This is a genomic window from Kribbella sp. NBC_00889, from assembly GCF_045207705.1.
Classification (GTDB): domain Bacteria; phylum Actinomycetota; class Actinomycetes; order Propionibacteriales; family Kribbellaceae; genus Kribbella.
In genome coordinates, this window is record NZ_CP108783.1 from 4,660,664 (window position 1) to 4,682,179 (window position 21,516).

Here is a 21,516-nt window from a genome sequence, read left to right on the forward strand (position 1 = left end):
GGGCGCATACTCGAACTAGACATGGAGCCAGGACCGGCGTGGCCGAGGTTCGTGGGGCGGGCCGACGCGCTGCAACGCCTCGATGCGACGCTCGCTGCCGCGGCACGCGCTCGTGGCTCCACGGTCCTGGTCGAGGGCGAAGCCGGCATCGGCAAGACCCGACTCGTGTCGGAGCTGGGCGCTCGGGCGCTGCGGGCGGGTGCAACCGTACTGCGGGGGCGCTGTATCGATCTCGTCGGCAGCGGCATGTCCTATCTCCCTCTCGTCGAGGCGCTGTGGCCGCTGCGGGGATCAGCGGCCGTCGCGGGTTGCTCGCTTCCGGAGCTGTCGCGGCTTGTCCCGGAGCTGACGGAGCCGCAGACGGCTGCAGCTTCGGGCGGCCCTGACTCGCGGCTCCGACTGTTCGAGGAGACGCTCGCCCTACTCGAACACCTCGGCGCCGAAGCGCCGGTCGTCCTGGTCGTCGAGGACCTGCACTGGGCTGACCGATCAACGCTGGATCTCGTGTCGTTCCTCGCGCACGCCGCGCGTGAGCGGAGGCTGCTGCTGGTCGCGACGTACCGCAGCGACGAGCTCGTCCCGGACAGCTCGCTGCGACGCCTCGTCGGGGAGCTACTGCGCGCGCGGGCCGCCACTGCTCTGGCGTTGGAGCCACTGGAGCGTGACGAGCTTGCGCAACTGCTCGCCGGGACCACGGAGGCACCCTTCCCGGCGGAGCTGGCGAACGAGATCTACGAACGCTCGCAGGGGAATCCGTTCTTCGCCGAAGAACTCCTAGCAGCTGCAGTCCGTGGCGAGCAGACGCTTCCCCGGGTACTTCGCGACGTACTGCTGCAGCGACTCGACGGCCTCGACAGCGAGAGCCGCGCCCTCCTCCGCATCGCCGCCGCCGCTGGGCGTGACGTCCCGTTCCGGCTCCTCGCCGCGGTCGCAGGCTTGCCCGAGGAACGACTCGTCGAGGCGTTACGCGAGACGGTCGAGTACGACGTACTCGTGCCGGACCAAGCGGCTGGCTCTTTCCGCTTCCGGCACGCACTCCTAGCCGAGGCTGTGTATACGACTCTCTTGCCGGGCGAGCGTGAGGAGCTGCACGAGCGTCTCGCCCGTGCACTGCGCGCGCAGCCCGGCTCGACCGCGGCCGAGTTGGCGCACCACTGGTCGGCGGCCGGGAGACCCATAGAGGCGCTCCAATCGTCGATCGAGGCGGCGCTGGAAGCGGAGGCTGTTTCCGGGCCGGCGGAGGCCCTTCAGCATTTCGACCGCGCGCTCGATCTGTGGGACCAGGTCGACGACCCCGAGTCCGTGACCGGGCACGACCGCGGCCGGGTGCTGACGGGGGCCGCCGAGGTCGCGTACTTCTCCGGCGTCGGCAAACGGGCTCCGGAGCTGCTGCAACAAGCGATCTCGCTGGCTGATGACGATGCGGAGCTCGGCCTGCTGTACGAACGGCTCGGCACGTACCTCCTTCCGGTCGGCGATCGCGACGGCGCGCGGGCGGCGTTCGAACGGGCGGTCGAACTCGTTCCGGAGCAGCCGCCTTCGCCGGAGCGAGCCCGCGTCCTCTCCGCACTCGGCAATGCGCTGAGCCTGTCCTTGCGGCCCGTCGAGTCGCGCGCCGCCTGTGAGCAGGCGCTGGCGGTCGCCGCTGCGATCGGCGACGACTTACCCGCCCTCAGGGCGCTCGCCGTCCTCGGCCTGGACCTCCAGCTCCTCGGGCGCGGCGCCGAGGGCATCGAGTGCCTTCTGGACGCCCGCCGGCGCGCGCGGGAGCGTGGCGCGGTGGTCGAGGAGCTGCGAACGTATGTGTTGCTCTCGGACGTGCACCTGATCGGCGGCCGGCTGCGCGAGGCCGCTCAGGACGCGCTCGACGGTGTTGCCAAGTCTCGCCGGTACGGGTACGAGCGGAGCAGTGGCATCGTCATCGCAGCCAACGCGGCAGAGGCGCTCCTCGGCTTGGGTGACTGGGCTCGCGCCGAGGAGGTACTCGATGCGGCGCTCCACTTGACCAGCAGTTTCCGGCCCGAGGGCGTGCACCTGATCCGCGCAGAGCTGGAGCTCCGGCGTGGCGCGTTTGCCGTCGCACGGCAGCACCTGGAAGCGGCGGGGCCGGCGGCGCTCGAGCCGCAGTTGACGGCGGCGTACTCCTGCCTCGTGGCGGAGCTCGCCCTGTGGGAACGGCGTCCGCGGGACGCGGCACGGGTGCTCGGTGCCGAGCTGGGCCTCGACTCGCCGGGTGAAGTGAAGATCCGCGAGCCGAGGGTGTGCGCTCTGGCCATCCAAGCCGAGACGGACCGTGCGCAACTGGCGGCGATCCGCCGCGACACAGCGGGTGTCGACGACGCGCGCCGTCGCGCGAAGCAGCTGCTCGAACGCGCCCACCGCTCGGCCGCCGATGCAGCTGCAGTGACACTGGACGCGGCCGGCTGGCTGGCCATCGCCGAAGCCGAGCACTCCCGCGTCGAGGGCTGCTCCCAACCCGCATTGTGGGAGGCGGCGAGCGCAGCCTGGGATCAGCTGGAGCGCCCGTACCTTGCCGCCTACTGCCACTGGCGGCACGCCGAGGCGCTCGTCGCCGCCGGCGCTTCGCGAGCGGACGCGGCGGTCCCCGCCCGCGAAGCGCACCAGGTTGCGAGCAGGCTCGGCGCGCAGCCGCTGATCAGGGAGCTCGAACTGCTCGCGCAGCGGGCCCACCTCGACCTCGCGGATCAACCCGCGCTCCGCGACCAGGACGACGCCCTCGGTCTCACGGCGCGCGAACGCGAAGTACTCCGGCTGCTCGCCCGCGGCTACACGAATCGGGAGATCGCCGCCGAACTCACGATCAGCATCAAGACGACCAGCGTCCATGTCTCGCACATCCTGCGGAAACTCGACGTCTCGAGTCGTCTCGAAGCAGCACGGATCGCTCACCAGCTGGCCGCCGAAGACTGACGACTCAGCCGGTGCCGCTGACGTCGAGGATGAAGCGTTGCGCGGGACTCAGCCGCTTGTACGTCTCGACGCGGAGGTACGCCTGCTGGTCGAGCTGCTGCGGCAAGTGGCGCAGCGCGAAGTAGGAGTGCATCGCCCTGCGCGGCTTGTCGGTGCGGTTCAGGGTGCCGCCGTGCCACAGGTGGCTGTTGAAGACCACGACCGTCCCGGCCTTGCCGGTCAGCTGGATCTGCTCCGGGTGCTCGTCGCCTGGATTGGCCATCTCGTCTCCAGGCATTGTTCCGCGCCGATGCGACCCGGGTACGACGCGTGTCGCGCCGTTCTGCGGAGTGAAGTCGTCGAGCAGCCAGATTGAGTTGCACACCTCGTACGCGCCGGGCTCGACCGGGTGGCCGAAGTCCGCATGCAGACCCTGGTGCCCCTGACCTGGCAAGGCCGCGCGGCTGTTGAGGGACGACAACCTGAACTCGCCGAGCACGTGCCGCATCGCGGCCAGGACGCGTGGGTGGCTGAAGCACACCTCGAACCTCGGGTCCTTGTTGACCAGGTCGGCGAGTCGGTCGGTGCCGTTCTCCTGGTGGACTTCCAGACCCGCTCGGTCGCCCTCGGCGGCGGTCAGCTCCGCCATCCGCTTGGTGAGCCCGGCCACGTCCTCCGGCGTGAGGATTCCCTCCAGCGGGAGGAATCCGTCGCGGTCGAGCTGGTCCTTCTCGCCGTGCGTGAGTACGTCGTCGGTCACGCCGAGGTCGCGCAGTGCGGTCGCCATATCCATCCAAGCACTCCTTCCCAGATGCACGAATCGATGCCAGCATCGATGCGACGTACCAGGAAAACAATGCAGAAGGCGACAGCGGTTATGCACAAATCGCTTCGATTGCTCGGCGCCGGCGTACACACCGCCGGGCCGGGCAAGGACTATCCGTCGCACGCGCACACCTCGTGGGAGCTGGTGTACTACGTGCGCGGGCGGATCACCTGCCCGATCGGCGACGAGACGTATGCCGCCACGCCGGGGACCGTGCTGCTCACCCCGCCGCGGACGTGGCACGCCGAGCTCAGCCGCACCGGCTACGCCAACCGCTTCCTGCAGGTCGACGCGGCTCTGCGCTGGCCCTGGCCACGCGTCTGCTTCGACGACGGCGACCGCAACCTCGGCCGGGTCTTCGACTCGCTCGTCCGCGAGAGCACGCAGCCCAGCGAAGACAGCGACCAGCTCTGCTCGTTGCTGCTCGGCGAACTCGACCTGCTGCTGCGCCGCGCGGCAGCTGCGCCGGTGACCGCGGCGGAGCAACTGGTCGCGCAGGCAGAGCGGATCTTCGAGGAACGCTTCGCCTCGGGAATCCGGATCTCCTCGGTCGCCGCCGAACTCGGCATCTCGCCATCCGGGCTGCGGGCATCCTTCGCACGGCTGCGCGGCACGAGCCCGCGTACGGCGCTGCAGCACGTACGGCTCCGGCACGCGCTGGGTCACCTCCGCAACTCCACGTTGCCGCTGCAGGCGATCGCAGACCTGACCGGCTACGACTCGGTCAGCCACCTCAGCCGCCACATCAAGGCCGCGACCGGCTCGGCCCCGGGCGCGCTCCGCACCGCCGACTAGGGCATGCTCTCCGGGTGGGCGGGAACCGATATCTGGGGATCGGGCAGAAGCAGGCGTGAACCGAATACAGACGGCCGCCCTCTCCCGAGAACGCCTGCCACCCGAACCGGGGCCACCGCCAGAGGCTGCCCTGAGGACCAATCCGGTCGGCCAGCGCACGGACGCCCAGCTCGTGTCCCTCAGGCGGCAGGACTTTGCCCTGCTGTTCGATCGGTATGCCGTCGCGATCCACCGGTACGTCGCCCGTCGGCTCGGCACGACCGAAGCTGACGACCTGGTCGGGCAGACGTTCCTGATCGCCTTCGAACGCCGGTACCACTACTACGAGTCCTCGGCGGGTGCGCTGCCCTGGCTCTACGGCATCGCCACCAACCTGATCCATCGACGGCGGCGAGACGAGGTCCGCCAGTACCGCGCCTACTCGCGCTCGGACCCCGGTGGATCGTTCGACGGCGCGGACATGCTCGCCGCCGAGGTTGCCGCCCGGGTCGACGCGCAGTCGGCCTCGCGCGCCCTGGCCGGAGTACTGGCCGGTCTAAGGCAAGCCGATCGCGACATTCTGCTGCTCTTCGCGTGGGAAGACCTCAGCTACCCGGAGATCGCCGCCGCACTCGACATCCCGATCGGGACGGTCCGGTCCCGACTGCACCGATCCCGCCGTGCCCTGCGCGCGGCGCTCGGCCCCGACTTCCAGGAGAACCCTGATGAATGAGATCGACCTGCTCAAGCGGGTACGCGACGACGTACCCCCGCCGGATCCCATCGCACTCGCCCGCGCCCGTCAGCGTCTGCTGACCCCCTCCCCCGTACGCCGCTCCGTCGGCCGGCGCCGGGTGCTGGTGGCCGGCGCAGTGGCCGCCACGCTGGCCGTCGGCTTCCTGGTGAACGACGTCGTCATCAAGGACGGCGCCACGAAGCCCGGCGCGGTCGCTGACGCGAACACCTTCCTGGCCAACGCCGCCGAACTCACCAGCGCCAACCCGGACGCGCCGATCCCGCCTGGGCAGTACCGCCAGGTCACCCAGCGAAGCCAGGGGACGTGGAGATTCGGACCTCAGAACTCGTACGTCGGCACGCGCCTCGACGTGAGCGACTGGTGGATCTCAGCCGACCAGAAGGCGCCGTACACAGCGATTTCGGTGCTCAATGCAACGAAGGAGTTCTCGCCCGCAGCGGCCAAACAGCTCTGGAGCAAGATCGACCCGTTGAACATGAAGCCGGAGACGATCAAGTCGCCATACGCGTGCGGGGTGCTCCCGCGCGGTGGCGGCATCCTTCTCCAGAAGAAGGGCTCGAAGAACATCTGCACCGGCAGCTGGTTGATGCCTTCTCCCGAGTTCCTCGCCCGTCTGCCACGAGACACTGACGAACTGCTGGCGGCCTTGCGGAAGGGTGACGATCTCCCACGCGGTTTCCCGGCCCGCACTCCCCAGCGGGCGGACGAGGAGGCCTTCAACCGGGTCGCCACCGTCCTGGCTTCGGGAATCGCACCAGCCGACCTGCGGGCAGCCCTCTACCAGGCAGCCCGCAAGATTCCCGGCATCCAGCTCCAGGCCGACGCGGTGAACCTCGACGGGAAGGCCGGACGTGCGATCGGCCGGGTGCAGTTCCTGGGTGTGCGCCAGGAACTCATCATCGAACCCAGGACCGGCCAGTTCCTCGGCCTTCGCGAAGTCGCCACCATCACCGCACCCCGGAACGTCAACGGCGACCCGCAACCGCTGGTGCGTGGCGACGTAGTCACCTGGACCTCCGTCAGCACCCGAATCACGCCCACCCACCCCACGATCCGCTGACCCACTGACAGAGCTGGCTCGGTAGCCTCGCTGCCGAGTCAGCTGTGCGTGGGTCAGCCGCCGAACATCTCGCGGAGGGCTGCTTCCTGTTCGGCGGAGAGGTTCGACTGGACGAGGCGGGCCACTTTCTGGAGGCCGGTTGCTTCGAAGGTTGCCTGGACCTCGTCAAGGACTGCCTCGCTCGACATCAGGAACAGGGCCGACGTCCCGGGGGTGATCTGATCGCGGGCGGACCTGATGAAGTCGTCGTCGATGCCTACATCGGCGAGCGATCCTGCGATGGCGCCCGATGCGGCTCCGATGGCCGCGCCGGCGAACGGCATCAGGAAGATCATCCCGAAGAGCATGCCCCAGAACATCCCGCCGATCGCGCCCGCACCGGTCAGACTGCGCAACTGCCGGGTCTTGGGCCTCTTCGCCTCCGGCTGCCACGACACCGACGCCGCGTCGTGCACCCTGATCAGCCCCTGCTTGGCCAAACCCTCCAACGTGCCGATCGCTTGGTTGGCCCCGTCCCAGGTCGAGAACTTCCAGACGGTCAGTGTCGACATCGCGCGCCTCTCCCCTCGAGCTCCGGGTGATCGCTGCCAGCCTCCCGTCCCGATACCCCGATCGCCTCACCCCGCTCGGGTGACACCGTGCCCGCCGTCAGCCGAGGGGTTTGACCATGCGTAGGCGGCGATACAGGAGCACGCCGACAACCTCGTCTCCCGACCGGGCGATGAGGGCCGGGAGCTCGCGCGCCGATTTCACATAGGCATCATTTGCTTCTGCCCTGCCGAACCAGGCGGGCAGTTGACTCAGGAGCCGCGCAGCAGTGCTCGCCCGTTCGTCCGCCTCCACAGTCGCCGAGGGCGATGGGCGAACCTGAGGGGCGGTTACGCTCGCGGGATGTTGGTTGAGCCGGTGCAGTTGGAGTGGGGACCCGAGGCTTGGGATGCGTGGCGGCCTGAGGAGATTTCCACGCTGCTTGCGGGGGTGGACGCGCGATGGTGTGTTGTGGGCGGGTGGGCGCTGGATCTGTTCCGGGGTCACCAGACACGGGCTCATGAAGATTTGGAGATCGCTACGCCGCTGTGGGAGTTCGACGTACTGCGGGAGCGGCTGTCGCCGTACGAGTTCTTCGTGGCCGGACGCGAGGGGTTCTGGCCGGTCGACGGGGCCGGTGGGGCGTACTTCGAGTATCAGCAGACCATGGTGCGGGATCCGGCGAACGGGAAGTGGCGCGTTGACGTGATGCGCTGCCCGGACGACGGCGCGAACTGGATCTGTGCTCTCGACCGCGCGGTTCACCGGCCCTACGACGACTCGGTGGCCCACACGCCGGACGGCATCCCGTATCTCAAGCCGGAGCTCGTCCTGCTGTTCAAGGGCTTGCAGACCCGCCCGAAGGATCAGGCGGACTTCGAAGCCACCGCGCCGCTGCTCGATGCAGACGCGCGCAGGTGGCTCGCGGAGGCGTTGGCGGAGACCAAAGGCAGCGACCACCCCTGGATCAAGTCGCTGGACTGACCGCTTCCGGCTGCCGATGAACGGTGATTCGACGACGTACTGCGATTCCTTACCAGGCTCAAGGCTTAGTGAGATGTGGGCCGGACGCCGGTGATGGTGCCGTCGGGGGTGGTGACGTAGAGGCCCTTGGACAGGTCGACGAGGACGAGTGAGTTGCCGAAGGGGTCGTGAACGACGGCGACCCGGCCAACCGGGATGTCGAGGGGTCCGGTCACGACAGTGCCGCCGTGGTCGGTGATGGTGGCGATAGCTGTGGGTACGTCGTCGACCAGCCAGTTGGGTTCGTACGGACTGGTCGTGGTCAGCACCAGTTCGCTGTCCCCGTCCGGGAGTTTGAGGCCCGCTTGGCCCAGGTCGTCGTTCCGCCAGAGGAGGCGGTGGCCGAGGGCCTCGACGTAGAAGGCAAGGCCCTCCTCCAGGCTCGGCACCGGGACCTGTACGGCGTCGACTCGTCGCAGGAGTCCGTCATCGGGCATACCCCCAGCATGCGTCACGCGGCCAGGACTGAACCCTCAGAGCGCCCCGGAGATGGCCTTCTTGCGAAGGTCGGAACGGTAAGCCTCGAGCGCGATCAGCTCGCCGAACATCTTGTTGTAGTCGTCGGCCCGATCGATCGGGTTCGTCCGCTGCAGCTTCGACTTCAGGTCCTGGATCCGCCGAGCACAGGTCAACTCCTGCAATCGAGCCAGTAACGCCAACGCATAAGCCTCATCCGGTTCACGGCCCAGTCGCAGCGGGTCGACCGCGAGCGCGCTCACGACGGCGGCCGCCGGATCGTTGCCGATGGCATCGCGTACGGCGACCACCCACGCCTCAGCCGCGGGCGCGGCCGACGGCCCACCGGCCTTCGCCATCGCGGTCCGCACCGCGGCCAGCCACGGATGGGTGAAGTCGTGATCGTCCAACTCGTCGAACGCGACCCCGACCAGCGCGGGATGCTGCATCGCGATCTTCAGTACGTCCCACTCGATCACGAACCGCTGATCCCGCGGCGACGGGATGTCGACGCGAGGCGGCGGCGCGGCGACCTCAGGCTGCCCCACCGGAGCACGGCGGTCCCCGACCGGCTCCGGCCCTCGCGACGCAGCGCGATAAACCTCGGACCGGACCTGGTCGACCTCCATGCCGAGTTGCCCGGCCAGCTCACGGGTGAACGAGTCCACCTTCGACCGGTCGCGGATGCTGACCACCAGCTTCGCGGCCTCGCGCAGCGCGTCGATCCGCGTGTCCGCGCGGTCCAGGTCGTACTTCGACAGCACGTTGGTCAGCACGAACCGGTACAGCGGCACCCGCCGGCCGATCAGCTCCCGGACCGCGGCGTCGCCCTTCTGCAACCGGACATCGCACGGGTCCAGCCCGTCCGGCTCCACCGCGACGTACGTCTGCGAGGCGAAAGCCTGGTCGCCCGCGAACGCCTTCAGCGCGGCGCGCTGACCGGCCTCGTCACCGTCGAAGGTGAAGATCACCTCGCCGCGGAACTGGTCGTGATCCAGCAGCAGCTGCCGCAGCACGCGGGCGTGGTCGTCGCCGAACGACGTCCCACAGGTGGCGACCGCCGTCTGCACCCCGGCCAGGTGACACGCCATCACGTCGGTGTAGCCCTCGACGACCACGGCCTGGCGGCCCTTCGCGATCTCGCGGCGGGCGAGGTCGACGCCGTACAGGACCTTGGACTTCTTGTAGATCGGGGTCTCGGGTGTGTTCAGGTACTTCGCTTCGATCCGGTCGTCATCGAAGAGCCGGCGGGCGCCGAACCCGATGACGTCCGACGACGCGTCCCGGATCGGCCACATCAGCCGGCCGCGGAACCGGTCGTACAGCCCGCGCTGACCGTCGGCGGACAGCCCGGACGCGACCAGCTCGGCGTTGGTGAAGCCGCGGCCACGCAAGTGCGCCGTCAGCGCCTCACCACCGCGCGGCGAGAACCCGACCCCGAAGTACACGGCCGCGTCCTTGTCGAACCCGCGCTGGTCCAGGAACTGCCGCCCGGCCGCCGCGTCGGAGGCGCCGAACAGCTGCTCCACGAAGTACTCCGCGGCGACCTTGTGCGCCTCGACGAGCCGCGGCCGCTGGTTCCCCGGGCCGCGCTGGATCGGCGCGCCGGAGTCGTCGTACCGAAGCTGGATGCCGACCTTCGAGGCCAGCGTCTCGACCGCTTCGCTGAAGGTGATCTGGTCGATCTTCTGGATGAAGTCGATGACGTCGCCGCCCTCTTGGCAGCCGAAGCAGTAGAAGAACCCGCGCGCCGGAGTGACGTTGAACGACGGCGACTTCTCGTCGTGGAACGGGCACAACCCCTTCAGCGAACCACCGCCGGCGTTCTTCAAGGTCACGTACGAGCCGACGATGTCGTCGATCCGGGCGCGCTCGCGCACCAGCGCGATGTCCTCGTCCTTGATCCGGCCTGCCACCCCGTGAGTCTACGATCATCGGCAAGCACTCCCGGCCACGGGAGCACGAACTGGGGAAAAGTACGTGCGCCTTCTTGCTCTCGCCGCAGGGTACTGGGACAACACCAAGCAGCAGCAAACCGTCACCGCGGCCGCACTGGACGCGTTCCTGCAGGCCCGCAACAAGGAGAGCATCGACTTCACCGTCGGCGTCTGTGCCCACCCGTACGACACGCTGAAGATCCCGGCCACGCAGTACGACGCGGTGGCCACGAACCTGATGCGGTTCCTCGGGCAGGACAACACACTGCGGACGAACGACGGGCTCGGCGAGGACCTCTACGTGATGATCAACCAGGCCGGCTTCGACCCGAAGCAGGTCGGCAACGCCGGGGCGGACGCGCCGTACTGCACGACCGACGGTCCGGCCGTCGAGAGCCGCTCGTACGCGACGTACCTGCAGGGTCAGCGAGCGTTCTACAACCAGGCGCCGGGTGCGTACGGCCGCTGTGTCCGGCTGTGTCGCTGATCCGGAAGGCACTCCCCCGAGTTGATGACATAGGTTGGAGGGCGTGCCACGAACCCTGCGCCCTGGTCAACGGTCCGAGCTCTACGTCGTCGACATCGCCACGGGCGAGCGTCGTCTGGTGCACAGCTCATCCACACTGCTCTTCGAAGCGCCCAACTGGATGCCGGACGGGCAGCTGATCGTCAACGGCGACGGGCGGCTGTTCAGAGTCGGCAGTGAGCTGCAGGAGATCGACCTCGGCGGGGTGCCGGCGATCAACAACGACCACGTGGTGAGCCCGGACGGTACGACGGTGTACGTGTCGGCCGACGACGGTCACCTGTATGCCGTACCGTTCGACAGCTCGGGCCCGCGGCGGGTGACCAACGACCGCGGACCGGGCTTCCACCACTACCTGCACGGTGTGTCGCCGGACGGGAAGACGCTGGCGTACATCGGACTGACGCATATCGACGGGCGCCGGATCGCCAACGTGTGGACCATCCCGGCCGCCGGTGGGGCCGACGTCCAGGTGACGAACGACGAGTACGCCGACGACGGGTCGGAGTACAGCCCGGACGGGAAGTGGATCTACTTCAACTCCGAGCGGGCTTCGACGACGCCGGGGCATGCGCAGTTGTTCCGCATCCTGGTGAGCACGGGTGAGGTCGAGCAGCTGACGTTCGACGAGCGGGTCAACTGGTTCCCGCACCCCGCGCCGGACAGGTCAGTGATCGCCTACGTCAGCTTCCCGTCCGGCACCTTGGGTCATCCCGCGGATGTGGACGACGTACGCCTGCGGCTGCTCAGCCCGGGCGGGGAGGTCCGTGAGCTCGGGACGCTGTTCGGCGGCCAGGGCACGATGAACGTGCCGAGCTGGTCGTCGGACAGCCAGTCCTTCGCGTACGTCGCCTACCCGCTCTAGACGTCCGCCAGCTCCACCGACGTGTCGGCGAGGCGGCCGGGGTCGACCTGCTTCCCTGAGCGGATCAGGTCCTGGATGGTGTCGATCGTGTCCCAGTTGTTGACGTGCATGCCGGCCAGGACGTGCCGATCGCCGTCCAGCCAGAACGCGAAGTAGGCACCGGACTTCGGGTCGCCGCGCAGCACCACCTGGTACGACGTCCCGCGCGGAACCTCACCGGCGTACTCCATGCCGAGGTCGAATTGGTCGGTGAAGAAGTACGGGATCGCGTCGTGCGCGACGTCCTGGCCGAGCATCGCCTTGGCCGCCGCGACACCGCTGTCCTTCGCGTTCTGCCAGTGCTCCACCCGGACCGACCGGCCGAACAGCGGGTGGTCCCACCGCGCCACGTCTCCGGCGGCGTAGACGTCCGCCACCGACGTCTTCAGGTCGGAGCCGGTGACGATGCCGGAGCCGTTCTCCCGGGTCGCGACCTCGATACCGGCTTCGGCGGCGAGCTCGGTGTTCGGCTGTACGCCGACGCCGACGACCACCAGGTCCGCCGGGATGACCTCGCCCCCGGAGAGCCGTACACCGGTGACCTTGTCGGTGCCCTCGAAGCCCTCGACCCCGGCGCCGAACCGGAACTGAACCCCGTGCTGGCGGTGGAACTCGGCGAACAACTCGCCGACCTCTTCACCGAGCACGGACGCCAACGCGGTCGACTGCGGCTCGACCACCGTCACCTCGGAGCCACGTTCCCGAGCGGCCGACGCCGTCTCGAGGCCGATCCAGCCCGCGCCGACCACGACCACCCGCGGCTTGGCGACGTACGCGTCGTCCAGCGCCTGCGACTCCTCGGCCGTCCGCAGATAGTGGACCCCGGGCAGGTCACCACCGGGTACGTCGAGACGCCGCACACGACTGCCGGTCGCGATCAGGAGCTTGCCGTAGGACACCTGAGAGCCGTCGTCCAGAGTGACGGTGTGGCCGGCGACATCGATGCTGGTGACGGTCTTGCCGAGCCGCAGTTCGATCTTGTTGTCGTCGTACCACTGCTGGTCGTGAAGTTGCGCGACCTCTGCCTCGTCCTTGCCGAGCAGCACCCCCTTGGACAGCGGTGGTCGCTCGTACGGCAGCCGGGTCTCGCTGCCGATCAGGACGATGCCTCCGGTCCAGCCGTCGTTCCGAAGCTCCTCGGCCGCGGTCGCACCTGCGAGACTCGCACCGACGATGACAATTGGCTGCTGGTCTGCGTCACTCATACCCAGCAGATTAACCCTTCAACGACGTGTGCCAGGCAAGAGCTGACGGGTCGGTCAACGACGCGACCTGGTCGACGATGACGCGCAGCCGCGCGCCGTCGTCCGCGGCCTCGGCGAAGTCCGCGGCGAACGCGGTGTCGAGGTGCTGTGGAGCGGTCTTCCACAGGGCCTCGACGAGCTCGGTGAGCAGCTCGCGCTGGGTGGCGCGTCGTGCCTGCCGCTCGGGCGAGTTCAGCACGTGGAACATGCCGACGCCCTTCAGCAGGCCGATCTCCACCCGGATGCCGTCCGGGACGACCAGGTCGGCCTCGTAGCGAATCAGCCGCGAGCGGCCGAACACCGCATGCGTCGCCTGCTCGGCCGCCGTGCAGAACCGGCCGATGAGCTGACTGGTCAGGTCCTTCAACCCGCCGAGCGCGCGCCGGCTGTCGTCGAACGGCGTCGCCGGCCAGTAGGCCAGCGAGGTCAGCCGCCGCCAGCCGGCGTCCAGCTCCGCATCCGTTGCCTCCGGCAAGTACATCTGCCGGACCGTCTGCCAGTACGTCGCCCGGTCCGCACCCACCTGCGCCAAGTCGATGTGGTGGGCAACGATCCCGTCCTCGACGTCATGCACCGAGTAGGCGACGTCGTCGGCGAAGTCCATCACCTGCGCTTCCAGACACCGCTGCTCGCCGACGCCCTGGCGCAACCAGGTGAAGACGGCGAGATCATCGTCGTACACCCCGAACTTGCGCTCTCCGGCGCGGCGGGACCACGGGTACTTGGTCGCGGCGTCCAGCGTGGCGCGGCTCAGGTTGAGGCCGACGCTGCGGCCGGCCGCGTCGAACGTCTTGGACTCCAGCCGGGTCAGCAGTCGCAGCGTCTGCGCGTTCCCCTCGAAGCCGCCGATGCCGGCCGCCACCTGGTCGAGCGCGCGCTCGCCGTTGTGACCGAACGGCGGGTGGCCCAGGTCGTGCGACAGACAGGCCGCGTCGACGATGTCCGGGTCGCAGCCGAGTGTGAGAGCCAGCTCGCGGCCGATCTGCGCGACCTCGAGACTGTGCGTCAGCCGGTTGCGGACGAAGTCGTCGCTGCCGGCCGTCACCACCTGGGTCTTCGCCGCCAGCCGCCGCAGCGCCGCACTGTGCAGCACCCGCGCACGATCGCGAGCGAAAGCAGTCCGGCCCGGTCGTTTGACCGGCTCGGCCACCCAGCGCTCGGCGTCATGCTCGTCGTACCACTCGTGCTGCTTCCTCATCACCGCTCACAGTAGCGGCCGGCACCGACAGTTCAGGCGGAGACGCAGTACCGGAGCCAGACGATGCCACCTTCGAAGACCTCGGTGCCGGCATGACGTAGCGGCAGCCCTTCCAGCCCGCACCATCGCCGGCCGGATCCGACGACGACGGGGTGGACCAGGAGCGCGATGTCATCGACGAGACCGAGCTCGAGCAGTACGGCGATCAGCGTCCCACCGGAGTCGACGCGGACGGTCCTGGCACCGCGATCGCCGAGAACATCGAGCACCTCGGCCAGATCGACCCGGTCGTACCCGGTGACGAGTTCGCGGGTCGTCGCGTCAGGCGGCCGGGCCGGCGTCTGGTCGGCGTACAGGGCGAGGACATCGGACCAGTGGCCGAGCCGGCGTAGCCCCTCCCACTCGCGGACCCGCGCTCGGCTGTCCACGACGGCGAGCAGCGGCGCGGCCGGCCGTGGACCGGGATGCGGCGCGGCGCGAACCGCGGCCTCCTGCGCCAGGATCGTGTCCGCACCGACCAGCGTCACGTCCTCCTGCCACAGCGTCGCCAGCGCGTAGAACCGCGCGAGGTCGGCGTCGAACCCGGACGTCCTACCGTCCAGCGACACCGCCACCTGAGCCACTACCTGAGGCCGCATGCCCCGAACGCTAGGAGCCGCCACCGACAACCGGCTTTGCAGAGACTCATTTGCAGAGACTACTCTGCAACCATGCGACGAAGGATCGACGCCCGCAGTCTGCGCGGACTGGCCCACCCGCTGCGGATGAGAATCCTGGAGGCGATCGAGCTCGACGGCCCGGCCACCTCCACCAGCCTGGCGGCCCGGCTGAGCGAGAGCACCGGCACGATCAGCTGGCACCTGCGGCTGCTCGCCGAGCACGGCTACCTCGAGGAAGACGTCGAGCGCGGCACCAAGCGCGAGCGCTGGTGGCGGCTCGCGGCGCGGCAGACAGTCCTCGACCCGGGAGAGTTCCGCGACGATCCCGAGACCAGTGGCGCGTTGAACGTCTACCTGCGGGATCTGGTCGAGCGGTACTTCGACCGCGTCCGCGCGTACGTCGACGAGAACTGGCCCGGCGAGTGGCAGCACGCGGCCGCCCTCTCCGACTGGCGCGATCTGCACCTCACTCCGGATCAGCTGCACAACCTCAACGAAGAGATCGCCGCGGTCGTCGAGCAGTACACCAGCACGGAACCCGCGGGCGAGAACACCGAGCGGGTGATCGTGCAACTGCAGTCCTTCCCGCGCAGATCATGAGCCTGCTGCGGCGGCACCGCGACTTCCGGCTGCTCTGGACCGGCGAGACGATCAGCCGGTTCGGATCCGCGACCTCGTCGGTGGCGCTCCCGCTGATCGCGATCTCGATGCTCCAGGCAACCACCTTCCAAGTAGGCCTGCTGACCGCGGCCGCCTGGGCACCCTGGTTGCTGATCGGACTGCCCGCCGGCGCCTGGATCGACCGGGTACGCCGCCGCCCGGTCCTGCTGGGTTCCTCGGCCGCATCGTTCCTGCTCTTCGCCGCGCTCCCCCTCGCCGCGTGGGCCGACGTACTCACGATCCACCTGCTGCTCGCCGCCGCGATCCTCGCCGGCGCCGCCGCGGTCGTCTTCCAGACCGCCTACACCGCCTACCTGCCCAACCTCGTCGACCCGGCCGACCACGCCGAAGGCAACGCCAAACTCCACGGCAGCGCATCAGCCGCCCAGATCGCCGGCCTGGGCTGCGGCGGCCTGGTCGTCCAACTGGCCGGCCCGGCCAATGCACTACTCATCGACGCAGCAACTTTCCTGGTCGCTCTCCTGTGCCTGGCCGCGATCGGATTCCGGGAGCGCCGTACGACGTCCGGCCGCCAAGCCGGCGCGATCCGGGCAGGCATCGCGTTGGTGGCAAGGGATGTCTGGCTGCGAACTCTGACGATCTTCGGCGCGGTCTCGAACCTCGCGTTGATGGGCTACCAAGCCATCGTGGTTGTCTTCCTGGTCCGCGAAGCCGGTCTGACGGCGGGCACCGTCGGCGCACTGGTGGCCGCCGCGACCAGCGGTGGGGTTGCCGGCGCCTTCGCGGGCCGTCGTCTCGCTGCCCGCTTCGGTACGGCGCGCGCACTGCTGATCTGTGAGCTCGGGCTACCGACCCTCGCCCTGCTCATCCCGCTGAGCAGCCTCAGCCCTTGGCTGTACCTGGCCGGTGGCTTCGGCGTCAGTCTCGGCGTCGTCGGCGGCAACGTCGTGAAGGCGACCTTCCTGCAGTCCTACTGCCCACCGGACTTGTTCGGTCGCCTGACCGCGACGAGTTCGTTCGTCAACTACGGAACGATCCCGCTGGGCGCGCTCCTCGGTGGAACCCTCGGCCAGACTCTCGGACTCGGGCCGACCCTCTGGATCACGACCGCGGGAGTCCCACTCGCGGGCCTGGTCCTGCTCTGCTCACCGATCCGCCGGCGCCGCGATCTCCCCACTCACCACGGCAGCGTCGTACCGGCGGCCACGACCGACTCCAGCCGGGACCGGATGGCCTGACGAGCCCGGTCGTACGCCTTGCCGTCGTCGTGCAGGATCGACGCGAAGTTGGCCGCCTCGTAGTACGCGTTCAGGTCGAAGGCCAACTGGTTGGCGTCGGCGTCCACCTCGCCGGCCTCGACGGCCGCGCGGACGGTCTCCTCGATCAGCTCCATCCACTCCACATGGACGTCGATGAGCGCGTCGTGCACGGCGCCGTCGCGGCCGGCGTACTCGTGCGACACCTTCTGGAAGAAGCAACCGCCCGGGAACACCCGGCTGCTCGAGTAGTGCAGCCAGGACTCGCTCAGCGCCCAGACCCGTCCGAGGCCGGGCTCGACCTCGAACGCCGGCGTTACCACCTCGTCGGCGTAGATCCGCCGCGCGGCCCGGATCGTCGCGAGCTGCAACTCCTCCTTCGACCCGAAGTGCGCGAACAGCCCGCTCTTGCTGATCCCCAGCTCGGTCGCGAGCCGCCCGATCGACAGTCCCTCGAGTCCGTCGACCGAGGCGATGTCGACCGACCGGCGCAGCACCGCGCGCCGGGTCTGGTCACCACGCACCAGCCGCCCGTCGACCTTTTCCACGACTCACGATCCTAGTGCCGGTTGACGTCGAGCTTCGGACAAACTAATAATACGACCGTTCGTATAGTTTGTTGAGGAGGAGACATGAAGCAGTTGATCCGGGCCGGGCTGTCGGCCGTCGAGAGGTTCTCTCCCCGGCTGGCCGGGCGACTCGCGTTCGCGCTCTGGCGCCGGCCGCTGGGCCGCGGCCGGGTGCGCGAGTCCGAGCGGGCGATCCACGAGACCGCGCGGGTCGAGGTCGTCGACGGCGTCGTCACCTACACCTGGGGTGACGGCCGCCGCCCGGTCCTGCTCGTGCACGGCTGGCGCTCGCGCGCGTCGCGGTACGCCGGTTTCGTCGCGAGGCTGCTCGAGCTCGGCTACAGCCCGGTCTCATTCGACGCTCCTGGGCACGGCGAGACTCCCGGCCCGATCGTCTCGATCCTCGGCTACCAGCGCATCATCCGCGGACTGGAGGAACGCCACGGCCCGTTCGAAGGCGTGATCGCCCACTCCCTCGGCGTGCCGTTCGCCCTCTACGCCGTCCGCGAAGGCGTCGCCGCCCGGCGACTCGTCATGATCAGCGGCGTCGCCGAGTTCGGCTACCTGGCCGACACGTTCTGCCGCGAGCTCGGCCTCGGACCGAAGACCAACAAGGCGCTCCGGCGGTCGGTCGAGCGCGGGTACTTCGACGGCGACGAGCAGATCTGGGACAGGTTCTCGGTCGCGACCGCCGACGCGGACCTGCTGGTGATCCACAACGACGAGGACGACGTCGTGGATCCCCGGCAGGCACGGGTGCTGCTACGCGCCTACGGGCCGCGAGCGCATTTCCTGGCGACGACCGGCCTCGGTCACCGCCGGATCATGACCGATCCGGAGGTGATCACCGAGGCCGTCGCCTTCCTGCAGGACGCGCGCGGGTCAGATGTCGCGGAAGGTCTCGATCTGAGCGCCTAGCGAGTTGAGCCGGGCGGCCAGGTCCTCGTAGCCGCGGTTGATCACGTAGACGCTGCGCAGGACCGACGTACCCTTCGCGGCCATCATCGCGATCAGCGTGACGACGGCCGGCCGGAGCGCCGGCGGGCACATGATCTCGGCGCCGGAGAAGTGCGTCGGCCCCTCGACCATCACCCGGTGCGGGTCGAGCAGCTTGACCCGGCCGCCGAGCTTGTTCAGGTCGGTCAGGTAGATGGCCCGATTCTCGTAGACCCAGTCGTGGATCAGCGTCTGCCCGGTCGCTGTCGCCGCGATCACCGCGAAGAACGGCAGGTTGTCGATGTTGAGGCCGGGGAACGGCATCGGGTGGATCTTGTCGATCGGCGCGTGCAGCTTGGACGGCCGGGTGGTCAGGTCGACCAACCGGGTCCGGCCGTTCTCGGCCAGGTACTCCGCGCTGCGGCTGTAGTCGAAGCCCATCTCCTCCAGCAGCGCCAGCTCGATCTCGAGGAACTCGATCGGCGCCCGCCGGATGGTGATCTCCGAACCGGTCACGACCGCCGCGGTGATCAGGCTCATCGCCTCGATCGGGTCCTCCGACGGCGCGTAGTCGACGTCCACGTCGATCTCCGGCTTGCCGTGCACGGTCAGCGTCGTCGATCCGATGCCGTCGATCGTGACTCCGAGCAGGTCGAGGTAGAAGCACAGGTCCTGCACCATGTAGTTGGAGCTGGCGTTGCGGATCACGGTCACGCCGTCGTACCGGGCCGCGGCCATGATCGCGTTCTCGGTCACGGTGTCGCCGCGCTCGGTCAGCACGATCGGCTTGCCCGGCGACAGTGCCCGATTCACCACCGCGTGGTACTCACCGCCGGTCGCCTTCACGTCCAGCCCGAACGGCCGCAGCGCCGCCATGTGCGGCTCGACGGTCCGGGTCCCGAGGTCGCAGCCACCGGCATACGGCAGCTGGAAGGTGTCCTCGCGGTGCAGCAGCGGGCCGAGGAACATGATGATCGAGCGGGTACGACGGGCCGCTTCGGCGTCCATGCTGCCCAGGTCGAGGTGGGCCGGCGGGACGATCTCGAGGTCGCCGGCGTCGTTCAGCCAGGTGGTCCGGACGCCGATCGAGTTCAGTACCTCGAGCAGCCGGTTCACCTCTTCGATCCGGGCGACCTTGCGCAGCGTGGTGCGGCCCTTGTTCAGCAGGCTGGCGCAGAGCAGCGCGACGCCGGCGTTCTTGCTCGACTTCACGTCGATCGACCCGGAAAGCTCCCGTCCGCCGGCGACGCGGAGGTGGACCGGACCGCCACCGAGAGAGACAATTTCAGAATCGAGGGCTTCGCCGATCCGGGCGAGCATCTCGAGGGTGAGGTTCTGATGACCCTTTTCGATCCTGTTCACCGCACTCTGGCTGGTGTTCAGTACTTCCGCGAGTTGCGTCTGTGTCCAGCCGCGATGCTTGCGGGCGTCCCGGATGAGATTTCCGATCCGGCTCAGGTAGTCATCGGTCATGGGCCGGACTTTATCTCACATGTGAGATACCTCTGCATCGACCCGCCGATTGCAGCGTAGCCAATGTCACGCCGATGCTCACACCAGCCCCCGGACGGGCCCCTCACCGTCCGTCGAAACCGCCGCCGCCTAGAGTTACCCCAACTCCCGCCGCCACCCGGAGAGGACCAGCAGATGCCCGATGACACCTCCGCCGCGGTGGTGAACGAGTTCGAGGCGGAGTCGTGGCCGCTCGATGCGGCTGCGGACAGCCTGCACCAGGTGATCGACGGGTTCCAGAACGGTGACACCCGGCCGCTGGTGATCGGCGACGGCGAGCAGCCGGTGCTCGTGGTGCTCGCGGTCGCCGACCTGGCCGACTTCCGTGCCCGCGTCGCGGAGCTGCTCGCCAATCCGGTCGACGCCGGCTGGCTGCGGTACTACCTGCGCTCGAACTTCGACATGAGCTCGGAGCGGCTCGTCGAGTTGCTCGGCGTCGACGCCGAGCACGGCCTGTCGTCGCTGGCCAGCCAGGTGAACGTCGAGCAGGCCGCCGTACTGATGCCGGATCATCTGCGCCGGACCGAAGCCGGTGCGAACCCGCTGATGCTGATCGGCGACGGGATGATGGCGACGGCGGCGCTGGTCGCGTTCCCGGCGTTCCAGGTGCTGCTCGCGCTCGAGGGCGGGAAGGTCGACGACGACTCCTGCGCGCACGACGACGAGGAGAAGCCGACCACGCCGCTGGAGGTGCTGGCCGAGCGGCTCGGACCGGTGTCGACTCAGCTGGTCGCCCAGATCAACTCCGGTCGCGAGCCCCACCTGCCGCGGTACGAGCTGCACTTCGAGGACGACCTGCTCGAGCACCTGCGCGACCTGGAGGCACGGGCGCAGAAGGCTCCTGGCGGCGGCGCGTACGACGAGCTGAACACGCTGCTGCACCAGTTCGACGAGATGCGCAGCGGGCTGACCGAGGTCGAGGAACTGGACGAGGCGCCGTACCTGGAGGCGACCGACCTCAAGGCGGCGTTCCCGGACCTGCGGGACAACTTCCGAGAAGGCTCCGACGATCCGTACCTCATCGGTCTCGACGGCCGTCCGCTCGCCGGGCTGATCACCTACGACCTGTACGAAGAGCTGCAGAAGGTCTCGGTGGAGCTCGACGGGACCGACGAGGCACCGGTGCTCCCGCTCCCCCAGCCGCGCTGGGAGAACGGGCCCCCGCTGCTGCCGTTCGATGCCGCGATCGAGGTCTGCGACGCGGTGATCGAGGACATCTCCAACGGCGAGGCGTCGATGATCTTCGTCGCCGACGAGGACGGCGAACCCGAGCTGGTCCTGGCGCCGTTGGTCTGGCTCTGGGCCTACGTCGACCACCTGGACCTCGAAGGCGCCGACATCTGAGCTCCCGCCCCTCGGCGTTCCCTGAGTGGGGAACGCGAGCTCAGCCCAGGGGGAAGAGGGGCTTCCACTCGGCGAGGGTGGCGATCTCGTAGATGTCGGCCGGGGTGTACGGGTCCTTCGCGAGGATCTCGCGGAGCTCGGCCTCGTCGGCGACGTCGTAGACGAGCAGCGCGCCGGTCTCGTCGGTGAAGGGTCCGGCGGCGACGAGCTTGCCGGCCGCCTTGAGCTCGGTGAGGTACTCGCGATGGGCCGGACGGACCTCCAGCCGGCGCTCGGTCTCGGCAACATCGAAGCGCAACTGCACGACATATTGGGCCATGCCGAAAACCCTACACGGCCTTGCCTGCAAAGGATTTGGTGCGGGAAGGGAGTCACGAGCCGCCACAGCGGCTGGTTCAGGTCGGACCCGAAAGTCGACGAGTGATCGCCCTTCCCGCCCGGATATTCTGACTACCTTACCGGCCGCAACGCAAGGG

21 protein-coding genes are annotated in these 21,516 nt (G+C 68.9%); 11 read left to right on the forward strand and 10 right to left on the reverse strand.

The features are described 5' to 3' along the window. Positions 1–21: 21 nt before the first annotated feature. A complete protein-coding gene (locus tag OG817_RS22535) occupies positions 22–2,931 on the forward strand; it encodes an AAA family ATPase (RefSeq protein WP_406046647.1) in 2,910 nt (969 codons plus the stop codon). Positions 2,932–2,935: 4 nt separating this feature from the next. On the opposite strand, the gene OG817_RS22540 is transcribed toward OG817_RS22535, so the two are convergent. Further along, positions 2,936–3,703, reverse strand: coding sequence for a phytanoyl-CoA dioxygenase family protein (locus OG817_RS22540; protein WP_406046648.1), 768 nt, complete (start codon positions 3,701–3,703; stop codon positions 2,936–2,938). An 84-nt stretch (positions 3,704–3,787) separates the two neighbouring features. On the opposite strand from OG817_RS22540, the gene OG817_RS22545 reads away from it, so the two are divergent. The 3 genes from OG817_RS22545 to OG817_RS22555 all read left to right on the forward strand — a co-directional run bounded on the left by OG817_RS22545 (position 3,788) and on the right by OG817_RS22555 (position 6,327). Next, positions 3,788–4,531 (forward strand): helix-turn-helix domain-containing protein, encoded by a 744-nt coding sequence (locus tag OG817_RS22545; RefSeq protein ID WP_406046649.1) that lies wholly within the window; start codon positions 3,788–3,790, stop codon positions 4,529–4,531. A gap of 172 nt (positions 4,532–4,703) precedes the next feature. Beyond that, the gene (locus OG817_RS22550) at positions 4,704–5,243 is read left to right on the forward strand and encodes an RNA polymerase sigma factor (protein ID WP_406046650.1); all 540 of its coding nucleotides are present in this window, start codon (positions 4,704–4,706) and stop codon (positions 5,241–5,243) included. Next, positions 5,236–6,327: a CU044_5270 family protein gene (locus tag OG817_RS22555; RefSeq protein ID WP_406046651.1), complete on the forward strand. Its 1,092-nt coding sequence runs from the start codon at positions 5,236–5,238 to the stop codon at positions 6,325–6,327. The genes OG817_RS22550 and OG817_RS22555 overlap by 8 nt, the downstream gene beginning before the upstream one ends. Positions 6,328–6,380: 53 nt before the next feature. Here the strand turns inward: OG817_RS22555 and OG817_RS22560 are convergent, their stop codons facing one another. Continuing rightward, positions 6,381–6,878, reverse strand: a complete 498-nt coding sequence (locus OG817_RS22560; RefSeq protein WP_406046652.1) for a DUF1269 domain-containing protein — start codon at positions 6,876–6,878, stop codon at positions 6,381–6,383. 340 nt (positions 6,879–7,218) lie between these two features. Between OG817_RS22560 and OG817_RS22565 the strand changes: the two genes are divergently transcribed. Further along, complete coding sequence (locus OG817_RS22565) at positions 7,219–7,839, forward strand: nucleotidyltransferase domain-containing protein (RefSeq protein WP_406046653.1); 621 nt, start codon at positions 7,219–7,221, stop codon at positions 7,837–7,839. Positions 7,840–7,904: 65 nt separating this feature from the next. Here the strand turns inward: OG817_RS22565 and OG817_RS22570 are convergent, their stop codons facing one another. Next, positions 7,905–8,315, reverse strand: a complete 411-nt coding sequence (locus tag OG817_RS22570) for a VOC family protein (protein WP_406046654.1) — start codon at positions 8,313–8,315, stop codon at positions 7,905–7,907. Positions 8,316–8,351: 36 nt separating this feature from the next. Beyond that, entirely contained in the window at positions 8,352–10,250 is a 1,899-nt protein-coding gene (dnaG, locus tag OG817_RS22575) for a DNA primase (protein ID WP_406046655.1), read from the reverse strand. A 64-nt stretch (positions 10,251–10,314) separates the two neighbouring features. Between dnaG and OG817_RS22580 the strand changes: the two genes are divergently transcribed. Together OG817_RS22580 and OG817_RS22585 are read left to right on the forward strand one after the other, a co-directional pair. Beyond that, positions 10,315–10,758 carry a hypothetical protein gene (locus OG817_RS22580; RefSeq protein ID WP_406046656.1) on the forward strand — a complete coding sequence of 148 codons (444 nt, stop codon included), beginning with the start codon at positions 10,315–10,317 and terminating at the stop codon, positions 10,756–10,758. Positions 10,759–10,801: 43 nt separating this feature from the next. Further along, the gene (locus OG817_RS22585; RefSeq protein WP_406046657.1) at positions 10,802–11,662 is read left to right on the forward strand and encodes a TolB family protein; all 861 of its coding nucleotides are present in this window, start codon (positions 10,802–10,804) and stop codon (positions 11,660–11,662) included. On the opposite strand, the gene OG817_RS22590 is transcribed toward OG817_RS22585, so the two are convergent. Genes OG817_RS22590 through OG817_RS22600 form a run of 3 tightly spaced genes read right to left on the reverse strand, consistent with a single transcriptional unit; the run spans position 11,659 to position 14,781 of the window. Further along, a complete protein-coding gene (locus OG817_RS22590; RefSeq protein ID WP_406046658.1) occupies positions 11,659–12,906 on the reverse strand; it encodes an NAD(P)/FAD-dependent oxidoreductase in 1,248 nt (415 codons plus the stop codon). The two genes, OG817_RS22585 and OG817_RS22590, sit on opposite strands and share 4 nt — an antisense overlap. 10 nt (positions 12,907–12,916) lie before the next feature. Continuing rightward, positions 12,917–14,143: a deoxyguanosinetriphosphate triphosphohydrolase gene (locus OG817_RS22595; RefSeq protein ID WP_396394650.1), complete on the reverse strand. Its 1,227-nt coding sequence runs from the start codon at positions 14,141–14,143 to the stop codon at positions 12,917–12,919. A gap of 32 nt (positions 14,144–14,175) precedes the next feature. Further along, positions 14,176–14,781 carry a RibD family protein gene (locus OG817_RS22600; RefSeq protein ID WP_406046659.1) on the reverse strand — a complete coding sequence of 202 codons (606 nt, stop codon included), beginning with the start codon at positions 14,779–14,781 and terminating at the stop codon, positions 14,176–14,178. A gap of 72 nt (positions 14,782–14,853) precedes the next feature. On the opposite strand from OG817_RS22600, the gene OG817_RS22605 reads away from it, so the two are divergent. Further along, a complete protein-coding gene (locus OG817_RS22605; protein ID WP_396394652.1) occupies positions 14,854–15,402 on the forward strand; it encodes a helix-turn-helix domain-containing protein in 549 nt (182 codons plus the stop codon). Next, on the forward strand, positions 15,399–16,661 hold the full coding sequence (locus tag OG817_RS22610) for an MFS transporter (RefSeq protein ID WP_406046660.1): 1,263 nt from the start codon (positions 15,399–15,401) through the stop codon (positions 16,659–16,661). Before OG817_RS22605 ends, OG817_RS22610 begins: the two co-directional genes overlap by 4 nt. On the opposite strand, the gene OG817_RS22615 is transcribed toward OG817_RS22610, so the two are convergent. Continuing rightward, positions 16,601–17,227 carry a TetR/AcrR family transcriptional regulator gene (locus OG817_RS22615; protein WP_360455782.1) on the reverse strand — a complete coding sequence of 209 codons (627 nt, stop codon included), beginning with the start codon at positions 17,225–17,227 and terminating at the stop codon, positions 16,601–16,603. The genes OG817_RS22610 and OG817_RS22615 overlap by 61 nt on opposite strands. Before the next feature lie 84 nt (positions 17,228–17,311). Between OG817_RS22615 and OG817_RS22620 the strand changes: the two genes are divergently transcribed. Beyond that, positions 17,312–18,166 (forward strand): alpha/beta hydrolase, encoded by an 855-nt coding sequence (locus OG817_RS22620; protein WP_406046661.1) that lies wholly within the window; start codon positions 17,312–17,314, stop codon positions 18,164–18,166. On the opposite strand, the gene OG817_RS22625 is transcribed toward OG817_RS22620, so the two are convergent. Then, positions 18,131–19,657: a helix-turn-helix domain-containing protein gene (locus tag OG817_RS22625; RefSeq protein WP_406046662.1), complete on the reverse strand. Its 1,527-nt coding sequence runs from the start codon at positions 19,655–19,657 to the stop codon at positions 18,131–18,133. The genes OG817_RS22620 and OG817_RS22625 overlap by 36 nt on opposite strands. Positions 19,658–19,831: 174 nt before the next feature. Between OG817_RS22625 and OG817_RS22630 the strand changes: the two genes are divergently transcribed. Continuing rightward, positions 19,832–21,040, forward strand: a complete 1,209-nt coding sequence (locus OG817_RS22630) for a hypothetical protein (protein ID WP_406046663.1) — start codon at positions 19,832–19,834, stop codon at positions 21,038–21,040. 40 nt (positions 21,041–21,080) lie between these two features. Here the strand turns inward: OG817_RS22630 and OG817_RS22635 are convergent, their stop codons facing one another. Next, the gene (locus OG817_RS22635; RefSeq protein ID WP_360455770.1) at positions 21,081–21,359 is read right to left on the reverse strand and encodes a muconolactone Delta-isomerase family protein; all 279 of its coding nucleotides are present in this window, start codon (positions 21,357–21,359) and stop codon (positions 21,081–21,083) included. Positions 21,360–21,516: the final 157 nt, after the last annotated feature.